1 protein-coding gene is annotated in these 484 nt (G+C 62.2%); it reads right to left on the bottom strand.

Going from position 1 to position 484, the window contains the following annotated elements; translation table 11 throughout:
* Window positions 1-338, bottom strand: a 338-nt coding sequence (locus D7V77_RS42420) for a hypothetical protein (RefSeq protein WP_199734005.1), incomplete at its 3' end; no start/stop codon positions are given.
* Between the last annotated feature and the right edge of the window lie 146 nt (window positions 339-484).

Here is a 484-nt window from a genome sequence, read left to right as displayed (position 1 = left end):
TGACCGAGGTCGTCGAAGAACCAGACCAACGGCTCTTTCGCGTGTAACACCCTCTCCAGATCCCCGAACGGCAGGAACCTGGCGGATTGGCCATCCGCGCCGGGGAACGGCAGGCCCTTGGAGTCTGTCGGGTCCTCGACCACCGGATGCGAGATCAGCAGGTCGTAGCCGGCGCGCTCTGCAGCCGCGGCTGCGATGTCGGATTTCCCGACACCTGGCGCGCCAGTCACGGGCACGGGCAGGTGTGCCGGAATGTAGGCAGCCAACAGGGTCTCCAGTTGCGACGGGGAAACCTGATTGGTGAGGGGCGTAACTTGATCGGTAAGGGTATTGTCCATGGGGTATCACTTGACGAAAACCCACGGAATCCACGCCCACAGGGAGTAGACCCCTGTGGGATGGTTGAAGAAACGGCCGATGCTGCCGGCGTTGGATCGATGCGTCGGAGACGCGAGGAAAAACAGTGTTTGGGTTGGCTCAGGCC

Source organism: Corallococcus sp. CA041A, assembly GCF_003612075.1.
Classification (GTDB): domain Bacteria; phylum Myxococcota; class Myxococcia; order Myxococcales; family Myxococcaceae; genus Corallococcus; species Corallococcus exiguus.
This window is presented reverse-complemented; position numbering and strand designations above follow the sequence as displayed.